17 protein-coding genes and 2 pseudogenes are annotated in these 19,709 nt (G+C 71.0%); 7 read left to right on the forward strand and 12 right to left on the reverse strand.

Annotated elements, in window-relative coordinates:
* The first annotated feature begins 69 nt into the window (after window positions 1-69).
* Together FA582_RS15310 and FA582_RS15315 are read left to right on the forward strand one after the other, a co-directional pair.
* Window positions 70-993 (forward strand): metallophosphoesterase, encoded by a 924-nt coding sequence (locus FA582_RS15310; protein WP_010146699.1) that lies wholly within the window; start codon window positions 70-72, stop codon window positions 991-993.
* A 463-nt stretch (window positions 994-1,456) separates the two neighbouring features.
* Window positions 1,457-2,113 (forward strand): aminoglycoside phosphotransferase family protein, encoded by a 657-nt coding sequence (locus FA582_RS15315; protein ID WP_338093009.1) that lies wholly within the window; start codon window positions 1,457-1,459, stop codon window positions 2,111-2,113.
* A 125-nt stretch (window positions 2,114-2,238) separates the two neighbouring features.
* Here the strand turns inward: FA582_RS15315 and FA582_RS15320 are convergent, their stop codons facing one another.
* Both FA582_RS15320 and FA582_RS15325 read right to left on the reverse strand, forming a co-directional pair.
* Window positions 2,239-3,969, reverse strand: coding sequence for an HNH endonuclease signature motif containing protein (locus tag FA582_RS15320; RefSeq protein WP_147899868.1), 1,731 nt, complete (start codon window positions 3,967-3,969; stop codon window positions 2,239-2,241).
* A gap of 201 nt (window positions 3,970-4,170) precedes the next feature.
* A complete protein-coding gene (locus FA582_RS15325) occupies window positions 4,171-5,535 on the reverse strand; it encodes a cryptochrome/photolyase family protein (protein WP_010146703.1) in 1,365 nt (454 codons plus the stop codon).
* A gap of 109 nt (window positions 5,536-5,644) precedes the next feature.
* Between FA582_RS15325 and ald the strand changes: the two genes are divergently transcribed.
* Entirely contained in the window at window positions 5,645-6,760 is a 1,116-nt protein-coding gene (gene ald, locus FA582_RS15330; protein ID WP_010146704.1) for an alanine dehydrogenase, read from the forward strand.
* 515 nt (window positions 6,761-7,275) lie between these two features.
* On the opposite strand, the gene FA582_RS15335 is transcribed toward ald, so the two are convergent.
* Complete coding sequence (locus FA582_RS15335) at window positions 7,276-7,824, reverse strand: hypothetical protein (RefSeq protein WP_010146705.1); 549 nt, start codon at window positions 7,822-7,824, stop codon at window positions 7,276-7,278.
* 62 nt (window positions 7,825-7,886) lie between these two features.
* On the opposite strand from FA582_RS15335, the gene FA582_RS15340 reads away from it, so the two are divergent.
* Window positions 7,887-8,297 (forward strand): VOC family protein, encoded by a 411-nt coding sequence (locus FA582_RS15340; RefSeq protein ID WP_010146707.1) that lies wholly within the window; start codon window positions 7,887-7,889, stop codon window positions 8,295-8,297.
* Between the two features lie 12 nt (window positions 8,298-8,309).
* On the opposite strand, the gene FA582_RS15345 is transcribed toward FA582_RS15340, so the two are convergent.
* Window positions 8,310-9,602 (reverse strand): DUF418 domain-containing protein, encoded by a 1,293-nt coding sequence (locus FA582_RS15345; protein ID WP_051125107.1) that lies wholly within the window; start codon window positions 9,600-9,602, stop codon window positions 8,310-8,312.
* 114 nt (window positions 9,603-9,716) lie between these two features.
* Here FA582_RS15345 and FA582_RS15350 point away from each other — a divergent pair, with 114 nt between their 5' ends.
* Together FA582_RS15350 and FA582_RS15355 are read left to right on the forward strand one after the other, a co-directional pair.
* A complete protein-coding gene (locus tag FA582_RS15350) occupies window positions 9,717-10,205 on the forward strand; it encodes a hypothetical protein (RefSeq protein ID WP_010146709.1) in 489 nt (162 codons plus the stop codon).
* Window positions 10,202-10,711: a putative immunity protein gene (locus FA582_RS15355; protein WP_010146710.1), complete on the forward strand. Its 510-nt coding sequence runs from the start codon at window positions 10,202-10,204 to the stop codon at window positions 10,709-10,711. Before FA582_RS15350 ends, FA582_RS15355 begins: the two co-directional genes overlap by 4 nt.
* A gap of 99 nt (window positions 10,712-10,810) precedes the next feature.
* Here FA582_RS15355 and FA582_RS15360 read toward each other — a convergent pair whose 3' ends face one another.
* Together FA582_RS15360 and FA582_RS15365 are read right to left on the reverse strand one after the other, a co-directional pair.
* Window positions 10,811-11,836: a succinylglutamate desuccinylase/aspartoacylase family protein gene (locus tag FA582_RS15360; RefSeq protein WP_010146711.1), complete on the reverse strand. Its 1,026-nt coding sequence runs from the start codon at window positions 11,834-11,836 to the stop codon at window positions 10,811-10,813.
* Entirely contained in the window at window positions 11,833-12,321 is a 489-nt protein-coding gene (locus FA582_RS15365; RefSeq protein WP_010146712.1) for an ATP-dependent zinc protease family protein, read from the reverse strand. The genes FA582_RS15360 and FA582_RS15365 overlap by 4 nt, the downstream gene beginning before the upstream one ends.
* Window positions 12,322-12,346: 25 nt before the next feature.
* On the opposite strand from FA582_RS15365, the gene rimK reads away from it, so the two are divergent.
* Window positions 12,347-13,549, forward strand: a complete 1,203-nt coding sequence (gene rimK / locus FA582_RS15370; RefSeq protein ID WP_010146713.1) for a 30S ribosomal protein S6--L-glutamate ligase — start codon at window positions 12,347-12,349, stop codon at window positions 13,547-13,549.
* Between the two features lie 63 nt (window positions 13,550-13,612).
* Here the strand turns inward: rimK and FA582_RS15375 are convergent, their stop codons facing one another.
* The 6 genes and pseudogenes from FA582_RS15375 to FA582_RS15395 form a co-directional block, all read right to left on the reverse strand.
* Window positions 13,613-14,806, reverse strand: a complete 1,194-nt coding sequence (locus tag FA582_RS15375) for a Fic family protein (protein WP_029540461.1) — start codon at window positions 14,804-14,806, stop codon at window positions 13,613-13,615.
* A gap of 75 nt (window positions 14,807-14,881) precedes the next feature.
* Window positions 14,882-15,568, reverse strand: coding sequence for an SDR family oxidoreductase (locus tag FA582_RS15380; RefSeq protein WP_010146715.1), 687 nt, complete (start codon window positions 15,566-15,568; stop codon window positions 14,882-14,884).
* 44 nt (window positions 15,569-15,612) lie between these two features.
* Window positions 15,613-17,762 (reverse strand): annotated as a pseudogene (locus FA582_RS15385) (FdhF/YdeP family oxidoreductase).
* Between the two features lie 26 nt (window positions 17,763-17,788).
* Window positions 17,789-17,857, reverse strand: a complete 69-nt coding sequence (locus FA582_RS17765) for an MFS transporter small subunit (protein WP_420853166.1) — start codon at window positions 17,855-17,857, stop codon at window positions 17,789-17,791.
* 167 nt (window positions 17,858-18,024) lie between these two features.
* Window positions 18,025-18,898 (reverse strand): annotated as a pseudogene (locus FA582_RS15390) (MFS transporter); the annotation flags it as partial.
* Between the two features lie 98 nt (window positions 18,899-18,996).
* Window positions 18,997-19,617, reverse strand: coding sequence for a sirohydrochlorin chelatase (locus FA582_RS15395; protein ID WP_238705451.1), 621 nt, complete (start codon window positions 19,615-19,617; stop codon window positions 18,997-18,999).
* Window positions 19,618-19,709: the final 92 nt, after the last annotated feature.

Here is a 19,709-nt window from a genome sequence, read left to right on the forward strand (position 1 = left end):
CGCAGGAGTCCTGAGGCTGGCACCGGGTGGTCCCTGGTCCTGGTCGACGGCCAGCCGTAGATTGACCGGGTGAGCACACCTCAGTTCGGCCAACACCCTCCCCCGCTGCGCACGGTGGCGCACGTCAGCGACACCCATCTTCTGGCCGGAGGGGCGCTGCAGTTCGGGGCCATCGACACCGCCGCCAACGCCCGGGCGGCCCTGGACCGATTGACCCGCCTCGACCCCGCGCCGGACGCGATCGTCGTCACCGGCGACCTCGCCGACCGGGGCGAGCCTGCGGCATACCAGGACCTGCGCGCTCTCGTGGAGCCCATCGCGGGCGATCTCGGCGCCGAGATCGTCTGGGTCATGGGCAACCACGACGAACGTCGCGCCTACGCCGCCGAGCTCTTCGGTCGTGAGGTCGGTGAGGACGACCCGCAGGACGCGGTCTACGACCTCAACGGGCTGCGCGTGATCTCGCTCGACACGACCGTTCCGGGCTACCACCACGGCGAGCTGCGGGACGCGCAGCTGACCTGGCTGGCCGAGGTGCTGGCGACGCCGGCCCAGCACGGAACTCTCCTCGCGCTCCACCACCCGCCGATCCCGGTCCCGATGGTGCCCGCCGCCGCGATCATCGAACTGCTCGAGCAGGACCGGCTCGCCGCCGTCCTCGACGGCAGCGACGTCATCAGCATCCTCGGCGGCCACTTCCACTTCTCCTCGCACTCGACATTCGCCGGGATCCCCGTGAGCGTGGCTGCGGCGACCTGCTACCTGGAGGACCCTGCGCCGCTGGGCCGCTTCACCTCGGCGGTCGACGCGCACCAGTCGGTCAACGTCGTCCACGTGTATGCCGATCGGGTCGTCCACACGACCGTCCCCGTCGCGGCGGCGCCGGAGGTCAGGGGCCACCCGGCCGAGGTCGTCGCCCAGCTCGCGGCGCTGAGCCCCGAGCAGCGTCGGGAGATGGTGTCGCGCAAGGACTCACCGCACACCCCGGAGTGAGCCCGGGCTCCCCAGGCACCGACACGGAAGGGTTCGCGGGTCGCGAGGGTCGGCACGGCGTGCGGCGGCACTGAGGTGCCGAGGTGCCGAGGTGCCGAGGTGCCGACCTAGGGTGGTCGCGTGCCTCTCGTCCCGCCGTCCTTCACCTCCCTGATCCAGGACCGGCCTGCCGACGAGCTGCTGTCCGCGCTGCCCGACCGGGCCGGGCTGCCCGCGGCGATCGACGGAGCGGCCTGGCTGCGCGCGCTCCCCGGGCTGGTGGAGTCGCTGCTGCACGACTGGCGGCTGAGCATCGACGGGACGAGCCGGCACGGTGAATGCGCGCTCGTCGTCCCGGTGCGGCGCCAGACCGGGGACCCGGCCGCGCTCAAGGTGACCTGGCCGCACGCCGAGGCGAGAGACGAACACCTCGCGCTGCGTGCGTGGGACGGCCGCGGTGCGGAGGCTTCTGGCGGCAGAGCCGGTGTCGTGCGCGCTGCTGCTCGAGCGGCTCGACGCCGACCGCTGCCTGCGTGCGGAGCCGCTGCTCGAGGCGTGCGAGGTCATCGGCAGCCTCATGCGGGACCTCGACCGGCCGGCCCTGCCCCGGGTGGACACCGTGGACTCGATGGCGCGCCGATGGGTGGGGCAGCTCTCGGCCATGACGCCACTCGTGCCGCGACGCCTCACCGAGCAGGCGGCCGCGACGCTGCCCGGCCTGCTTGCCGATGCCCCGGCAGCGCGGCTGGTGCACGAGGACCTCCACGACCTCAATGTGCTGGCACCGCTGGAGGACGACCACTCCCGTAGCGATGCGTCGGACGTCGACCGTCCGGGGGGCAGTCCGCCACGCGGCTGGGTGGCGATCGACCCCAAACCGGTCAGCGGCGAGTGGGCCTACGCCGTCGCGCCGATCGTCTGGAACCGGGCGGACGAGGCCGCACGGGCCAGCAACCTGCGCACCCACGCCCGCCTGCGCGCGGACATCGTGACCGAGGCGGCCGGGCTGGACGAGGACCGCGTGCGGGCCTGGACCTTCGTCAGGCTGGTGCTCAACGCCGTCCGGGCCGCAGACCACGCGCCTGCCTCCGACGACTTCCGGTCGCGGATGATCGCGCTGGCCAAGGCCTTCACCGACTGACCAGCGGGCCGCAGGACGTCACTGCAGGCCGCGGAGGAGCGGCGGACGGCAGGCGCCGCTCCTCGACGGCGCAGCCGACCTCTTCGGGAGAGCAGGACGGTGACGCGCAAGCCCCTGCCCCGCGATCAGGACGGCTCGTCGTCGGGCTTGGCCCGGGTCCCGGGCCTCCCTGCCTTGCCTGATCTGCTCGAGCCGCCTGGGCTGCCGACCCTGCCTGATCTGCTCGAGCCGCCTGGGCTGCCTACACTGCCTGATCTGCTCGAGCCGCCTGGGCTGCCTACACTGCCTGGTCTGCTCGAGCCGCCCGCCCGGCCTGACCTGACGGATGCGCCTGACCTGACGGATGCGGTGGAGCTCACGCTTGCGCCGGAGCTCACGGAACCCCCGGAGCCCGCCGCCGGCCGCGCTCGCTGCCCACTGCCTCGCCACCACGGGTCTTGCCCGCCATACCGGCGAGCGACCAGGTCGGCGGAGGTGTCCAGCACCGGTGGCGGGGAGGTCGTCCTGCGCTGGCCGTAGCGGGTGTGCACCGCTACCCCCCGCCCGCCGTCGAACCGGCGCACCGGGTCGGTCCTCAGCTGCTCGGCCTCCTTGTCGAGGTTGCAGCTCTCGCAGACACCCGCACCGTTGTCGACCGAGGTGGGGCCGCCGTCGCGGTCACGAACGAGGTGGTCGACGGCCGCGATTGGCGCGTCACAGAAGGGCATGGAGCACTGCTGGTCGCGGGTGAGGATGAGCCGACGCAGACCGCCGTCGAAGAACCGCTTGCGCCGGTCCACCTCGGTCACCGTGGCGTCCACCGGATCGAGGAAGATGCGGCGGAGCCACGTCTTCTGGGTTGGTGACGGCCAGCCGCTCGGATCTGCCTGCGCCGACCCGTGACTCCCTTCCGCTGTCCCGGGCACGCGTCGCGGCCGGGTCGAGCCGGTCAGGGCGAGTCGTCGAGCCACGGGAGCGGGTATCGGACCGAAGCCGGGCACCCGCGCCGGGTCATCGGCCTCGGCGAGGAGCGCGGCGTCGGTCATGACGAGGCCGACCTCGACCGGCATACCTTCACGGTGCGGGTCGACAGCCGTGACCCGACGCACCAGCTCATCAGCGCAGAGCTGGGCCTGGGTGCGCTCGTCACCGCCGGCTCTCGCGGCCTTGGCATGCGCCAGCAACGACGCGTGCACGGCGACTCCTTCGGCCAGCGGCAGCAGCGCGGACAACCGGGTCATCCCCTCGGGTGCGGGCCGTACGCTGACGAAGCGATCCTGGGTGGCCCGCGACATCCGCTCGAGGTAGCTGCGACGATCCACCTCGTAGGCCAAGGACTGCGCCGCCTTCTCCAGCCTGCGCTCGGACATCGTCCCGAGCCTGGGGGCAAGGCCCTCGTCCACCACCCGGCGGTCCTGCGCAGTCAGCGGCGCCGTGACGGAGTGCACGAGACTCGCGGCATACTCGCTGATCCGCCCCTCGGACAGCGCTGCACGGGTGTGTGGGAGATCCTCCTCGAGTGCGCGTGCGAGGTCGATGAGGCGGCGGGCGCGGTGCGGCGAGACACGCCGGGCCACGGAGACCTCGAGCGTGACCCCCTCACGCTCGCGTCGGCGGTGCCCGAGCTCAGACTCCCCAGCCTCCCGGTCGCGCGCCGCCTGCTCGTGCAGGTCGACCGTCAACGTGGCCTGCGCCCCCTCGGCGGCACACTTGAGCGTCTCGAGACCCGCGAGGAGCGCGACCCGCTCCTCCTGCGAGAGCGCCGTGCCGACCTCCTGCAACTGCTGGGTGAGCCCCGCGACCGCCCGCAACAGCACCGACGGCGTGGGTAGCGGACCCTGCCGTGGCAGCGGCACCGCCGAGACTGCTGCACCCATCGTCCCTCACCCCCTGGTGATCCTCACCGGCGTCCTCGTCCGATGCTTCACACACTAGGGGCGAGGTCTGACAGACCTCTCGGCCCGAGGCGTCCGACGACTCTCTGCCGATCCAGAGGGGGTCCAACCGGCCGTCGGCGGCCCCGGACGAAACCGCCGGACAACCCCGAAGCAGAGGCCCACCGCAGGGCTGCCCGTCTCTCACCGGCGAGCGGCCTCATACCTGCTCAGCGCCTCCTTGCGCTCCTCGGCGTGGTCGACGATCCGCTCCGGGTAGTCGTGCGCGTAGCCGTCGTCGGCCTTCCACGGCTGGTGCGCCGCCTTGCCGGAGAGGTGACGCAGCTCGGGCAACCAGCGCCGCACGTAGTCGCCGGTCGGGTCGAACTTCTCGCCCTGCGTCACCGGGTTGAAGACGCGGAAGTAGGGCGAGGCGTCGGTGCCGGTCCCGGCGACCCACTGCCAGCCGTGGTTGTTGGAGGCGATGTCGCCGTCGACGAGCCGGTCCAGGAACCACCGGGCTCCTGTCGGCCACCAGACGTGCAGGTCCTTGGTGAGGAAGCTCGCGGTGATCATCCGCACCCGGTTGTGCATCCAGCCGACCTCGCGCAGCTGACGCATCCCCGCGTCCACGATCGGGTATCCGGTGCGCCCCTCCTTCCACGCCTCGATCGCGTCCTGCGGCTCGTCGTAGCGCATCCCGGGCAGCGCGTCGCGCAGGTCCGCCCACGCGCTGCGCGGGTTCTGCAGCAGCACGTCGGCGTAGAACTCGCGCCAGGCGATCTCCTGCTCGAAGGTCTGCGCCCCCTGCGAACGCTTGTCGGCGAGGTCAGCGAGGATCGTGCGCGGGTGGATCGCGCCGATCTTGAGGTAGGGCGAGAGCCGGCTCGTGCCGTCCTTGGCCGGCCTGTCGCGGTCGCCGTCGTAGTCGTCCAGCGCCTCGTCGCGGAAGTCGCGCCAACGTGCCAGGGCCGCCTTCTCCCCCGCCTCGGGCATCGTCGGCAGATCGTCCTCGCGCAGGGCCACGTCGAGCAGGTCGAGCGCCTTCTGGTGGCCGTCGACCTCGATCAGCTCCAACGAGCGCGGGTATGCCGCGGGCTCGGGCCAGCCGTGCTCGTGCCAGGCACGGTGGAAGGGGGTGTAGACCTTGTAGGGGTCACCGGAGCCGTTGCGCACCAGACCCGGCCCGACGGCATACGGCGTGCCGGTCTCGACCCAGTCGATGTCCTTGTCGGACAAGGCATCCCGGACCGCCTCGTCACGTCGACGCCCAGCCGGGGTGACCTCGCGGGTGACGTGCACCGAGCAGGCCTCGATCTCCGTGGCGACGGCGGGCACGACGGTGGCCGGGTCACCGTGCCGGATGACCAGGCGCCCCTCGAAGTCCTCCTGCGCGGCCTTCAGGCTGGCGGCCAACCAGGCACGACGCACCGGTCCGCCGCGCTCCCAGAGGTGGGGATCGACGACGAAGAGCACGCACACCCCACCGTCGGCGGCGTCGCGGGCCGCGAGCAGCGCGGGGTGGTCGCCGCGGCGCAGGTCGCGGCGCAGCCAGAGCAGGGCGGTCATGTGGTCACGCGAGGGGAGGACATGACTCCGAGCCTAGGTCGGGCGGGCACCGGTGGCGACCGCGCGAGACGGGGTGCGCCGACCCACCCTCGGGCGGCATAGTGGGCTCATGAAGATCGCCGTGCCAACCGAGGTCAAGAACAACGAGTTCCGGGTGGCCATCACCCCGGTGGGGGTGCACGAGCTGGTGCGCCGCGGGCACGAGGTCTTCGTGCAGCAGGGCGCGGGGCTCGGCTCCTCGATCAGCGACGAGGAGTATGCCGCACAGGGCGCCACGATCGTCGACGGCCCGGACGCCACATGGGCGGCCGGGGAGATGGTGCTCAAGGTCAAGGAGCCCATCGAGAGCGAGTACGCCTATCTCCGCGACGACCTCCTCCTCTTCACCTACCTCCACCTCGCGGCCGACGAGCCGCTGACCCGGCGCCTCGTCGAGGCCGGCACGACGGCGGTCGCCTACGAGACGGTGCAGCTGCCCAGCGGGATGCTGCCGCTGCTCTACCCCATGTCCGAGGTCGCGGGATGCCTGGCGCCGCAGGTCGGGGCGCACACGATGATGAAGGCGCAGGGCGGGCGAGGCGTGCTCATGGGCGGCATCGGCGGGGTCGCCAACGCCAAGGTGCTCGTGCTCGGCGGGGGCGTCGCGGGCCAGAACGCCGCCAACATCGCGCTCGGCATGGGTGCCGACGTCACTATCCTGGACACCGATCTCGACAAGCTGCGCACGCTCTTCTGGCGCTTCGACAACCAGGTCAAGCAGCTGGCCTCCAACAACCTGACGATCACCGAGCTCGTGCCCGAGGCCGACATGGTCATCGGCACCGTGCTCATCCCCGGAGCCAAAGCGCCCAAGCTGGTCACCGACGCGATGGTCGCCACGATGAAGCCGGGCTCGGTCCTCGTCGACGTCGCGATCGACCAGGGCGGCTGCTTCGAGGGATCCCGCCCCACGACGCACGCCGACCCGACCTTCCCGGTCCACAACTCGCTCTACTACTGCGTCGCGAACATGCCGGGTGCGGTGCCGCACACGTCCACGTGGGCACTGACCAACGCGACCCTGCCGTATGCCGTGCAGCTTGCCGAGAAGGGCTGGGAGCAGGCACTGCGCGACAACGCCGCCCTGGCGAAGGGGCTCAACGCGCACGCCGGCTCACTCACCTACGGCGCCGTCGCGGAGGCCTTCGGGATGGAGTCGGTCACCGTGGAGGAAGTGTTCGGCTGAGGCTGAGCGGCTGCCCCACCTCTGTCGGCTGACCGCGCCCGAGCAGCCCTCCCGGTGGCAGTCACACCTCACCTGCTTGGCCTCGCCGCCATGGTCACGATGCACGTGCGTCCACACTCCGGAGGCTGGCGTCCGAGTACGTCTATGAGGAGAAGGCTTTCCAGTACGCGGCTCGGTGGCCAGATCTAGTCGTACCAGAGGACCGGGCTCGCTGGGTCTGCCTCAACGACGTCTAGGCCCGGAGTACCGCTCGATGACGGCTCCGCGAACCCGCCCGACGATTGGGACAACCCGGAACAGACGGGCTCCATCACCCGGGTCGACGAGACCACCCTCGTCTTCACCGACGAGGTCGGACACCAAGAGGAGTTCGTCCTCCGTGCGGGGGCGAGCGAAGCGAAGCGGGCCTGCGACTGAGAGAGCATCACCGTGTGCCGCTCAGTCCTCTCCGGCAGTCACCACTCCTCGCGCGTATGCCCCGGACCGCTCGTCTGCGGCATCGCCAGCGCGCACGATCAGCCGAGGGAGGACTCACCAGCGAGGTCGACGTCGATCTCGAGAAGGACGCCGGTGCGCTGCTCTGCCTGACGTCCCCGAGGGAAGAGGCCTCGATCACGACTCAAGACACACTGCTCGACCTCCTCGTACCGTCCGCTCGGAGACTCGAACACCCACGTCCCGTCCCCAGCGGGGTCCTGGACGTACCGGCGGTGCTCGGTCCACATCCGGACCACGACCCCCGTCGTCTTCGGCCAGTCAGGCGGGGCGACATAGGTGTCGACCGACAGCACCCCGGTCACCACCCCAGGACCAGGATCCATCTCCTCGGCCCATTCGCAGTAGACCGGGACCGGGCCGATGTCCAGGCGGTAGGCGTGATAGCCCAACGCCAACCCCTCCCATGGCTTCAGCGGGGTCACGAGTGCCTCGTAGGTCGCCCGCAGCTCGGCGGTCCGACCCTCGTCATCGTCGAGCACCAACCATTCCGAGAACGAGTCCCCCACGGCCACCCCGTAGCCGCGATCACCCAGCACCCACTCCTCACAGTGCACCCTCAGCCGCATGACGCGACTCTGCCACGTCGGTCGACGTGCCGCCCCCGTCCAGGACCGCTACGTTCCAAGTCATGGCCGACTACCCGCAGCTGCTGCATACCGTCCTCGACACCCCCGAGGTGCGACAGCTCGCCGAGTTCTACCGCCAGCTGCTCGGTCTGCAGTACCGGCCCGGCGACGAGCCCCCGGTGGACGAGAATGACGACGCCGACTGGTTGGTCCTCACCGACGCCCAAGGCGACCGCACCCTGGCCTTCCAGGAGGTCGACCGCCTCGAGCGGACGACGTGGCCGAGGCCCGACGTGCCGACGCAGATGCACCTGGACCTGACGGTGCCGGACCGTGACGCGCTCGAGACCCAGCACCGACGGGCTCTCGACCTGGGCGCCGAGCTCCTCCTCGACCGCACCGACGACCCGGACGAACCGTTGTACGTCTACGCCGACCCGGCCGGTCACCCGTTCTGCATCTTCGTCGCCTGACAGACGGGAACGTCAGCGCGCCTCGCCGACCGGGGCGACGGAACGACCTCGGTCGGCGTAGGTCACCCGGCGCAGCACCACCTCCGCCGGGCCCGGCCGGCCGGCGCGGTCCAGCCAGGCGCACCACCCCACCGACGCCAGCCAGATGAGGATCGCGACCGCCGCCGCACCCGCCGACCCGATCCGCCCGCCGAGGCCGAGCCCCCAGGCCGCCATCAGCGGCGCCATGACCACCGACTGCCAGAGGTATGCCGACAGCGACCGCCGCCCGACCGACGCCAGAGCCCCGGCCACCCATCCCGCCTTGGCGCCAGCGGCATCCCGCTCCTCAGCCCCAACCCGTGACTGCAGGCGCGCCGCCACCAGGCCGAAGACCGCGGCATACCCGAGGCCCCCGGCAAGCCCGGTCAGCATCTGGACGCCGATGACCATGAAGCTCAGCTCCGGCGTGAGCCAGACGCCGGTGTGCACGAGCATGAGCGGCACACCGCCGAGCCAGGCCACGGGCAGAGCGACCACCGCGGTGCGGCGCAACCGGGGCAGGTGCTCGGTGGGCCGGTCCAGCACGCCCTCCCGCGCCCAGAGCCACCCGGTGAGGATCGCGGCCGGCACGCTGAGCGAGAAGACGCTGAACCCGAGGATGAAGACGTACTCGCCCAGGCGCGGCAGGACCGACGCGGCGTAGGACGAGATGCCGTTCGCGTCCGTCGTCGCCGGCATCCACATCGCCGTGTCCCACGATTCCTGCGGCACCGACAGCAGCGCCACGCCGGAGACCACCGACAGCGCGGCGAAGACCGCGAGCAGACCGACCAGCACGCCACGGACGATCCTGATGGCGCGGGTGCTGCGCCAGAAGAGCAGCGGCACCAGCACCAGCCCGAGGATCCCGTATGGCCCGAGCACGTCGCCGTACCAGAGCAGCGCCGCGTGCAGCACCCCGATGACGAGCAGCGCGACGTGCCGGCGCCGCAGCATGGCCCGGAAGCCTGCGACAGGCGTCCCCCGGGCCTCCTGCGCACGGGCGAACTGCACCATCCCGTAGCCGAAGAGCAGCGCGAACATCGGCAGGGCCCGCGCGTCGACGAGCACGATCATCAGCGTCTGCACCACCCGGTCCACCCCCGTCGCGCCGACCGGGTGGCCGACCGACAACCCGTGCGGGGCGCCCTGGAGGAACCACGGGATGTTGGCCAGCACGATGAGCAGCAGCATGAAGCCCCGCGCCAGGTCCGGGGCCAGGGCCCGCGGTGGCCCCACCCTAGCGGTGTCGGCCACCCGCACCGAGGTTGGTTTGTCCGTCATGCGTCTCAGCATGGCAGCGGCGTCGCCCGGCCGGGGCTGACGTCTGTCACGACCTCGACGGCGCAGCCGGGACGACCTCGCGGGTTGTCAGAGGGTCGGATCTAGCGTGGACCCATGGCTGAGTGGGACGACATCCTGGCGGCGGTGGGACTGGCGCTGAGCGGTGACCGGGAGACCGGCCGTGAAGGCCTCCTGAGCGCCTGGGCGGGGACGCGCGAGAGCGACCATGCGCACCGGTGCGTGGTCGCGCACTACCTGGCCGACCTGCAGCCCCATCTGGACGACGAGGTGCGGTGGGACGAGGTCGCGCTGTCCGAGTACGCCCATGTCGCTGACGCCGACCTGGCGCCTGTGGGGATCACCTCGGCCGCCGGCATGGCACCGAGCCTCCATCTGAACCTCGGCGACGGATACCTCCGTCAGGGACGGTTGCCGGAGGCCACGGCGGAGCTCGAGGCGGGGCTGCGGCAAGGGCGCCACCTTCCTGCGGACGGCTACGGGGACATGATCCGCGGTGGGCTGGACCGGCTGCGCTCCCGCCTGGACGAGGCGACGAGACAGCAGGGCCACGAGGGGTTGTCGGTGACAGGAGGGGGCCGATGATCCTCCCCGAGGTGCGTGACCCTCGTCTCATCACAGTCAGGCGCGGCGGACTCCTGACCGACACCGATCACGCCCTCCTCGCCCTCTGGGCCGCCGAGTGCGCCGAACACGTGCTCCATCTCTTCGAGCAGCAGCTGCCCGAGGACCACAGACCCCGCGACGCCATCACCGCCACTCGCTCGTGGGCGGCCGGCGGCGTGGGGATGATGCAGGCCAGGTCGGCGGGCGGTCATGCCATGGGTGCCGCCCGGGAGCTGCGCGGGCCGGCCCGGTTCGCTGCCTACGCCGCCGGACAGGCCGCCTGCGTCGGGCACGTCGCCGAGCACGACCTCGGGGCCGCCGCCTACGCCATCAGGGCGGTCCAGGCGGCACACCCTCACGATCCCCACGTGCGCCGCGCGGAACGCGACTGGCAACGGGCCCAGGTCCCCGAGCACCTGTCTGCCCTCGTCGTCGAGGATCAGGCTCGGCGCGACGACATCTGTTGGTCGGTGTTCGCCGACTGAGCCAGCAGCGTCAGAGCACGCCTCCTGGGTCGCTGAGGGCTCCTCCGTCAGGGTGAGGGCGACCTACTCCCGATCTCCGACAGGGTCGACCGCGTCGCGTCAGGGGGTGTCGGTGTCCAGGGCGTCCTCGTCCAGCCCCGAGCGGTCCTCGGACGTGATCTCCCCGATGTGCACGAGAGCGTCACCCCGGTTGACCAGCGGCGCCTCCGCCCGCCCGATGACGACGCCGTCCCGGTCGGCCTTGACGATGGCCAACCGCTTGCCGAAGGAGTTGAACAGCTCGCCGAGCTTCTCCCCCTCGCTCACCCGCTGCCCCAGCGCGACGTCCATGTGCACGATGCCGGTGCGGCGCGCACGGACCCAGCCGCTGCGCCAGCAGATATCACTGGGCCTGGGGGGCTCGGAGGACACGTCGGGGTCCTCGATCATCCCCAGGTGCGCGAGGACGCGCATCACGCCGTCGACTCCCGCCACGATCGCCCACTCGTCGAAGCGCCACGCCTCCCCGCCCTCGTAGAGCAGGACGCGCGCACCCCGCTCGCGGGCGGCATACCGCAGCGAACCGTCGCGGAGCTTGGCGTGGTAGGCCACCGGAGCACCGAAGGCCTCGGCGAGGGCGCGGGTCTTGGGGTCCTCCAGGTCGCACCTGATCTGCGGAAGGTTGGTGCGTCGGTCCGCCCCGGTGTGCAGGTCGATGCCGACGTCGGAGGGGCCGATGACCTCCTTCATCATGAGGTGGGCGATGCGCCCCGCGAGCGAGCCGCGCGCCGACCCGGGGAAGCTGCGGTTGAGGTCGCGACGGTCGGGCAGGTAGCGGTCGCCCGACATCACGCCGAGCACGTTGACGATGGGGACGGCCAGGACGGTGCCGCGGATCGTCTTGGGGTCGAGCCGGGCCAGCACCCGGCGCACGACCTCGATGCCGACGACCTCGTCGCCGTGGATCGCCGCGCTCAGCCACAGGGTGGGGCCCTCCTCCCGCCCGTGGAGCACGTGCACCGGCAGGCTCACCTCGGCACCGGTGACCAGGCGCGAGATCGGCAGCGAGACCTCGCGGCGGCTGCCGGCACGGACCTTGAGCGTGCCGATGGGGAAGGAGGGCCGCGGCTTGCGGCGCGTGCTCACGCCTTGCCCCAGTTGCGGCGGCGCACGGCCCGCTCGGGCCGACCACCGGCATAGCTGAGCGAGGGGTCGACGAGGAAACCCTGCACCAGCGCCTCGCGCCCGATGAGCATCCGGAAGCCCATCTCGTCACGGTCGGTCAGCGTGACCTCGACCGGCACCTCCCGACCGCCGAGGACCACCGGCAGGCGCACGACATACCTCTGCTCCTCGTGCCCCGAGGAGGACCGGACCGAGCGCGAGTCGTGCACCGGCAGCTCGACGGCGACCTCGTCCTGCGCGGTCGCCTGCCACGGGTGCACGGCGAAGTTGACCCAGTCGCGCCCGTCACGGTCGAAGGAGCGCAGGTCGAAGGCGTGGATCGCCGAGGTCTTGGCGCCGGTGTCGATCTTGGCCTTGATCCACGGCACGTCGACCTGCGGGATCTGCACCCACTCGCGCCACCCGACGACCGTCTGCTCCGTGATGAAATGGTTGGACCCTGTCACCAGCGCATCCTCTCAGGACGTCCCCATGAAGCTCGCCATCCTCTCCCGGTCCCTGCGCGCCTACTCGACCCAGCGGCTGCGCACCGCGGCGCTCGACCGCGGCCACCAGGTCAAGGTCCTCGACACCCTCCGCTTCGGCATCGACCTCTCCGGAGACGAGCCGGACCTGCACTTCCGCGGCAAGCCGCTGTCGACGTATGACGCGGTCCTGCCGCGCGTCGGCGCGTCGGTGACCTACTTCGGCACCGCGGTCGTGCGGCAGTTCGAGCAGATGGACGTCTACACGCCCAACACCTCCAACGGCATCATGAACAGCCGCGACAAGCTGCGGGCCACCCAGATCCTGTCCCGCCACGGCATCGAGATGCCGGCGACGGCGTTCGTCCGCAACCGGGCCGAGATCCCGCACGCCATCGAGATGGTCGGCGGCGCGCCCGTGGTCGTGAAGCTGCTCGAGGGCACCCAGGGCATCGGCGTCATCCTCGCCCCGACGATGAAGGTCGCCGAGGCGATCATCGAGACCCTGCACGGCACCAACCAGCAGGTGCTCATCCAACGCTTCGTCAAGGAGTCCAAGGGCAAGGACGTGCGCGCCCTCGTCGTCGGCGACCGGGTCGTCGCGGCGATGCGGCGCCGCGCCCAGGGTGATGAGTTCCGCTCCAACGTCCACCGCGGCGGCTCGGTCGAGCCCGTCGAGCTCGACCCGGCCTACCAGGAGATCGCGGTCCGCGCCGCGCACATCATGGGGCTGCGGGTGGCCGGTGTCGACATGCTCGAGGGCAACGACGGGCCGCTGGTCATGGAGGTCAACTCCTCCCCCGGCCTGGAGGGCATCGAGGCCGCGACCAAGCTCGACGTCGCGGGCGCGATCGTCGACTACATCGCCGACCAGGCCGGCTTCCCCGACATCGACGTGCGCCAGCGGCTCGCCGTCTCGACGGGGTATGGCGTCGCCGAGATCGCGGTGATGTCGGGTTCGGAGCTCGTGGGGCAGTCGATCGAGGCATCGGGGTTGCGGGAGAAGGACATCCAGATCCTCACGCTGCACCGCGGCACCCGAGTCGTGCCCAACCCTGAGGGCACCAAGGTGCTCGAGGACGGCGACCGGCTGCTGTGCTTCGGCCGCCACGAGAACATGCGCTCCCTCATCCCGGCCCGCTCACGGCGACCCCGACGCGTCCGCAAGCTGCCCAAGCAGCCGATCCACGATGACGTGCCCGAGGCCTGAGTCAGAACCCGCGAGAAGGACCCCAGGTCGCGGCGCGCCCACCCGGCAGCTCGCTCTGCGCAACTACACGCCTCGGAGCACTGCCAGAGCGTCGGGCGCCGCGAAGCGGCGGTTGTATGACCGATGCCCGACTTGCTCAAGAATCCTGTGCTCGACAAGACTGTCGATGAGCTTGCTCGCACCCGTCTTCTGCAGACCAACGGCTTCAGCCGCCTCCGCGACCGTGAAGGTCAGCGACGCCAGGGCATGATCGACGAGATCGAAGGCGCGCGCGCTGCGGATAGGTGACTGACGGATCCGTTCGCGCAGGTCATCGCGGACAGCCACCAGTTGCAGCATCTGGCGCTGGGCCTGGTCCGCCGCGGACTGCAGCCCCTGTGCGAAGAAGGTGACCCACGATGACCAGTCTCCCGTCATGGAAATCCCCAGGAGGCAGTCGTAGTAGCGCTCCCGCCGCGCCTCGAACCAGGGGGACACGGAGATGCTCGGTTCAGTGAGGACGCCCGACCACGTCAAGGAGAGGACCACGAGGAGCCGCCCAAGTCGTCCATTGCCGTCGTGGAAGGGGTGCAAGGCCTCGAAGCAGTAGTGGCCCATAGCCGCCGCGACCACGGGATCGATCCCGTCGTGTTGCGCCTGCATCCAACTCAAGAGGTCATCCAGCCTCGCGCGGAGGTCGGGTCCGGGCGGCGGCGGCACGAACTGAGCGGCCTTGATCGCCGGTACCTCCGGCGGCGCATCCGGACGTCGCCCGATCACGACTTGGAGGTCCCGCAGTCGTCCTGACGCGGGGCCTTCCAGTCGAGTGCCGCTCATGAGCTGCCCTTGCAGATCCTCCAGCGACGAGACCGTCAGGCGATGTCCGTCAACGTCCAGCGCGAAAGCCTGCTCCGCAACGAGCACGTAGTTGAGTACCTCGCGCATCGAAGGGTCCGCGCGGTCGTCATCGCCTGCGGTCAGCACTCTCTCGACGGGCTCGTAGGTGCCCTCGAGAGCAGCTGTGGACTGAGCCTCCAGCCGCAGCGCCGGTAGCCGGAACAGGCGAGGGTTCGGCAGTCTCGCCGCGGTGGCGTCCAGAGCCGCGATGGCGGCGCGGGCGTCGGCCACTGCTCGGTACGAACGGCCATCCAGCACGGGACTGGCTTGCCCCAGCGGGCGGGGGACGAAGGCGTGATGCTGCCACGTCAAACCTTGGCTCGTGCCGGTGATGGGCACAAGATGTCCAGAAGGGCTCTTTTGGAACTTTGCGACGTCCACAATGTCACTCTAGAGCAGATGTGGAAACTTTCATCGCTGTGATTCGTCCATCACGTTCGTTTTAGAGACACAGGCTCAAGCCCCGGCGGCGACCTCGTCCAGTGCCTGGTCAATCGGGGTGTCCCCGCCGACGAACTCGATCATTCGCCCGGTGAGGTCTTCGCGCCCGACGACCGCGGCGATGACGGCCGCGACGTCGGCGCGGGCGATGGGAGCAAGCTCCTCGCCCTCCGAGGCGGCCGGGTCGGACCCGGGCCCGGAGCCGCGCACCTCGATCGAGCCGGTGGGCTCGTCCAGGCTCAGCTGGCCCGGCGCGACGATCGTCCAGCCCAGGCCGGAGTCACGCAGGTGCTGGTCGGCGGCCGACTTGGCCTCGGCATACGCGAAGAAGGCGTTGTCCTCGGGCACCCCGTGGTCGCGGCGGGCGCCGAGGTAGCTGACCATGAGGTAGCGCCCGACCCCGGCCTGCTCGGCCGCGTCCATGGTGCGGGTGGCGGCGTCGCGGTCCACAGCGTAGGTGCGCTCCGGGTCGCCGCCGCCGGCACCGGCCGACCACACGACGAGGTCCTGGCCCTGGAGCAGCTCGGTGAGCTGCTGCGTGCTCATGGTCTCGACGTCCGCGACGGCCGGGCGCAGCCCTGCGGCCTCCAGGTCGGACGCCTGGTCGGGGTTGCGGATCACCCCGGTCACCTCGTGACCGCTCAGCAGCGGCCCGAGCAGCAGGGCGATCTTTCCGTGTCCTCCGATGATGGCGATACGCATACCGGGGTCAACACCGAGGACCCGCCCCGATGTTCCGGTATGCCTCAGCCGGCCCGGCGACGCAGCTCGACGACGAGCGACTTGCTGGCCGGGGTGCCGCTGCGTTTCGAGCGCTGCCCGAGCGGCACGAGGACATTGGTCTCGGGGTCGTAGGCCGCCGCGCAGCCGCGGGCCGTGTCGTAGGACACGATCCGGAACTCCTCGGCCACCCGCTCGCCGTCCTCCCAGTGGCTCACCAGGTCGACCATCTGCCCGTCGACCAGCCCCTGCGCGAGCAGGTCGTCCGGGTTGACGAAGACGACGCGGCGACCGTTCTCGATGCCGCGGTAACGGTCGTCCAGGCCGTAGATGGTGGTGTTGAACTGGTCGTGGCTGCGCAGCGTCTGCAGCAGCAGCCGCCCCTCGGGCACCTGGGGATAGACCAGCTCGTGGGTGCCGAACTGCGCCTTGCCGGTCGGGGTGTTCCACTCCCTGGCTCGCGCGCCGTGCGGCAGGACGAACCCGCCGGGGTCGTTGATCTTGTCCTCGTAGTTCTCGAACCCGGTGACGACCCGGGAGATCGAGTCACGGATCGTGCGGTAGTCGTCCTTGAAGGCCTGCCAGTCAGCGACGGTCGTGTCGCCGAGGAGCCGTCGGGCCAGCCGGCAGACGACCGACACCTCGCTGAGGAGGTGGGGCGAGGCGGGCGGCAACGGTCCGTGGCTCGCGTGTACGGCCGACATCGAGTCCTCGACGGTGATCCGCTGGTGCCCGCTGGCCTGCTCGTCGCGCTCCGAGCGGCCGAGGACCGGCAGGATGAGCGCGGTCTCGCCGGTGATGACGTGCGAGCGGTTGAGCTTGGTCGAGACCTGCACCGTCATCGCGCAGGAGCTCAGCGCGGCCTCGGTGACGTCGGTGTCCGGGGCCGCCTTGACGAAGTTGCCGCCCATGCCCATGAAGAACTGCGCCCGGCCGTCGCGCATCGCCTCGATCGCCATGGCGGTGTCGTAGCCGTGCTCGCGCGGGCTGGTGAAGGAGAACTCCTCGTCGAGCTTGTCGTGGAAGGCGTCCGGCATCTGCTCCCAGATGCCCATGGTGCGGTCGCCCTGGACGTTGCTGTGGCCGCGGACCGGGCACAGGCCCGCGCCGTCGCGACCCACGTTGCCCTGGAGCAGCAGCAGGTTGACGACCTCGGTGATCATGGCCACCGAGTGCTCGTGCTGGGTCAGGCCCATCGCCCAGCAGACGATGGTGCGGCGGCTGCCCACCAGACGGTCGGCGAGCTCCTCGATCTGCTCGCGGCGCGGGCCGGTGGCGGTGATGACCTCGTCCCAGTCGAGGGTCGCGGCGTGCTCCCGGTATGCCTCGAAGCCGTCGGTGTGCTCGGCCAGGAAGTCGTGGTCCAGGTCGGTGCCGGGGGCGGCAGCCTCCCGTTCCAGCAGGAGGGCGCCGAGAGCCTGGAAGAGCGCCATGTCACCGCCGATGCGGATCTGGAGGAACTCATCGGTCAGCTCGGTGCCGGAGCCGACGACGCCCAGCGGCTCCTGGGGGTTCTTGAAGCGCTGCAGCCCGGCCTCGGGGAGGGGGTTGACGGCCACGATCGAGGCACCGTTGCGCTTGGCCCGCTCGAGGGCGCTCAGCATGCGGGGGTGGTTGATGCTGGGGTTCTGGCCCGCGATGATGATGAGCTCGGCGTCGTAGATGTCCTCGAGCAGGACGGTGCCCTTGCCCAGCCCGATGGCGTCGCCCAGCGCCGCCCCGGAGGCCTCGTGGCACATGTTGGAGCAGTCCGGGAGGTTGTTGGTGCCGTAGGCGCGGACGAGGAGCTGGTAGACGAACGCGGCCTCGTTGGACGTGCGGCCCGAGGTGTAGAAGATCGCGGCGTGCGGGTGGCGAGGTCCTCGAGGTCGTGCTCCTCGAAGAAGTCGGGGCCGATCCGGCGCAGCGTGGCCTCCTCGGCCACCGCCTTCGCGCCGTTCTCGCAGAACTCGGCCGGCGAGCGGTGCTCGGGGTCGGGCCAGGCGCAGCCGGAGCAGTCGAAGCCGTGCTTCTGGTTGAGCCGGGGCAGCGTGCGCACCGTGCGCAGCGCACCCATCTGCTCGTAGGACATCTTGAGCGCGTGGTAGACCCCGGGGACGCCGGCGGCCCACTCCTTGCGCCCATGGATCTCGAGCTCGTCGTCGGTGAAGTCGTGCTGGGGTGCGTCAGACGCCACGGGGGTCCTCCTGGTCGAGCGTCGGGTCAGCCGAAGAGCTGGGTCACGCGGGCGATCGTCTCGCCCACGCCGTAGAGCAGCCCCGCCGAGACCACGACCCACAGGACGATGGCGGCGGTGCGCTCTCCGCGGCGTCGGCACCCTCGCGCCGGGCTGTCGGGGTATGCGTCTGATCGCTCATGAGGAAGCTCCTTCGGTCGCGAGGTCGTCGCGTGCGGCAACGGGCTCGTGGAAGCGCGGGTCGACCGGCGAGCCGCAGCCCTCCGAAGAGGTCCTTGAGGTAGGCCGGGACGGTGGAGAAGCCGCCACCGTAGAAGCTGAGGATGACCACGCTCATGAGGACGAAGAGCAGCAGCGAGGAGCGGCCCAGGGTCGCGACGCCGAGGTAGAGCACCGCGCCGACCCCGAGGTAGATCATGTAGGTCGGCTTGCGGCCGATGACGTCGGAGGTCGAGGACCACACGAGGCGCCCGGCCATGTTGGCCAGGCTCAGCAGGCTGACGAAACCCGCGGCCTCGGCGGGCCGACGCCGGTGAAGAAGTTCTGCACGATGGGCGAGGCCTGCGCGAGGATTCCGATGCCGGCGGTGACGTTGCAGAAGAGCACGGTCCAGAGCAGCCAGAACTGCGGGGTCCGGTTGCTCAGCGGGGAGGCGATGAGCGCGCCGCCGCCGAAGCCCATGATGGCCAGGCCGGTCGCCAGACCCGGCCGGTCCGGGAACCACTTGATGAGGGTCGAGACGGGCGAGATGTAGCCCAGCCCCAGCCCGATGCCGCCGAGCACGCCGTAGCCGAGGTAGACGATCCACAGCTGCCCCAGCGAGACGCCGAGCGCGGAGACGAGGAAGCCGGCGACCCAGAGCGCGGCGGAGACCGCCATCGTCTTTCGGGGGGTCGTTGCGCTCCACCCACGTGCCGAGGATCGCGGCGGAGAGTCCGAGCATGACGAGAGATGGAGAAGATGATCGACACCGCGGTCGCCGAGGTGCCGAAGCGCTCCTCCAGCGGGATGTTGAAGACGCTGAAGGCATACACCTGCCCGATGGACAGGTGGACGGCGAGCGCTGCGGGCGGCACGAACCACCGGTTGAAGCCTGGTCCGGCGACGGTGCGCTCCCGGTCGAGCATGGCGAGCATCGGCGCTGCTCGAATGACAGGAGTGAACTATGGGGACCCTCTACCTTCGCGCGGGCGCCCTGCTCCGGCACGTCCCGGGTGACCTCTGGTGCCCTCACTCAGGCGAGCGCCTCGCGGTAGCGCCGGGCGACCAGGGCACCGAGCAACGGGTGCGTGCCGAGGGGCGCGGTCGGCTGCGCTCCCGCCTCGACGGCGACCTGGTGGGCGCGGTCGAGGAAGAACCCCGGCGAGAGCAGGTGTGCGGCCACGGCGATCCGGGTATGCCCCTGCGCCCGGAGGCGGGCGAGCTCGTCGGCGGGGCGCGGCCCGGGACCGCTGAGGAAGGCCGTCCCGCTCGCCGCGCCGAACCGGCCCGCCACCTGCGCCGCCACGTCGGCCACCTCGGCGCGTGCGGAGTCCACGCTGGACCCGGCGCCCAGCAGGAGGACGGCCTCGACGGCAGGCGCGGCGTCGTCGGGGCCGTCCGCACCGAGCGACTCACGGACCCGGTCGGTCACCGCGTCGAGCACCTCGGGCTCGACCCCGAGCGCGGTGGTGACGAGCGCGCCCGGCGACTGCTCGGTGGCCGAGGGGACGTCATGCTTGACGTGGTAGCCCGAGGCCAGGAAGTAGGGCACGACCACGGGGTCCTCGACGTCGCCGAGGACCTCCTCGAGGGTCGGCCCGCAGACGTCGACGTAGCCGACGACCGGCGGACCGGCCATCCCGAGCACCGCCATCGCGCGCGCGGCGCACTCGCGCACCGCCGCCTGGCCCTCCAGGCTGGCGGTGCCGTGGGCAGCGACGACGAGGGGGCGGCTCACGCGACCGC

The sequence above is a fragment of the Serinicoccus profundi genome (genome assembly GCF_008001015.1).
Lineage (GTDB): Bacteria > Actinomycetota > Actinomycetes > Actinomycetales > Dermatophilaceae > Ornithinicoccus > Ornithinicoccus profundi.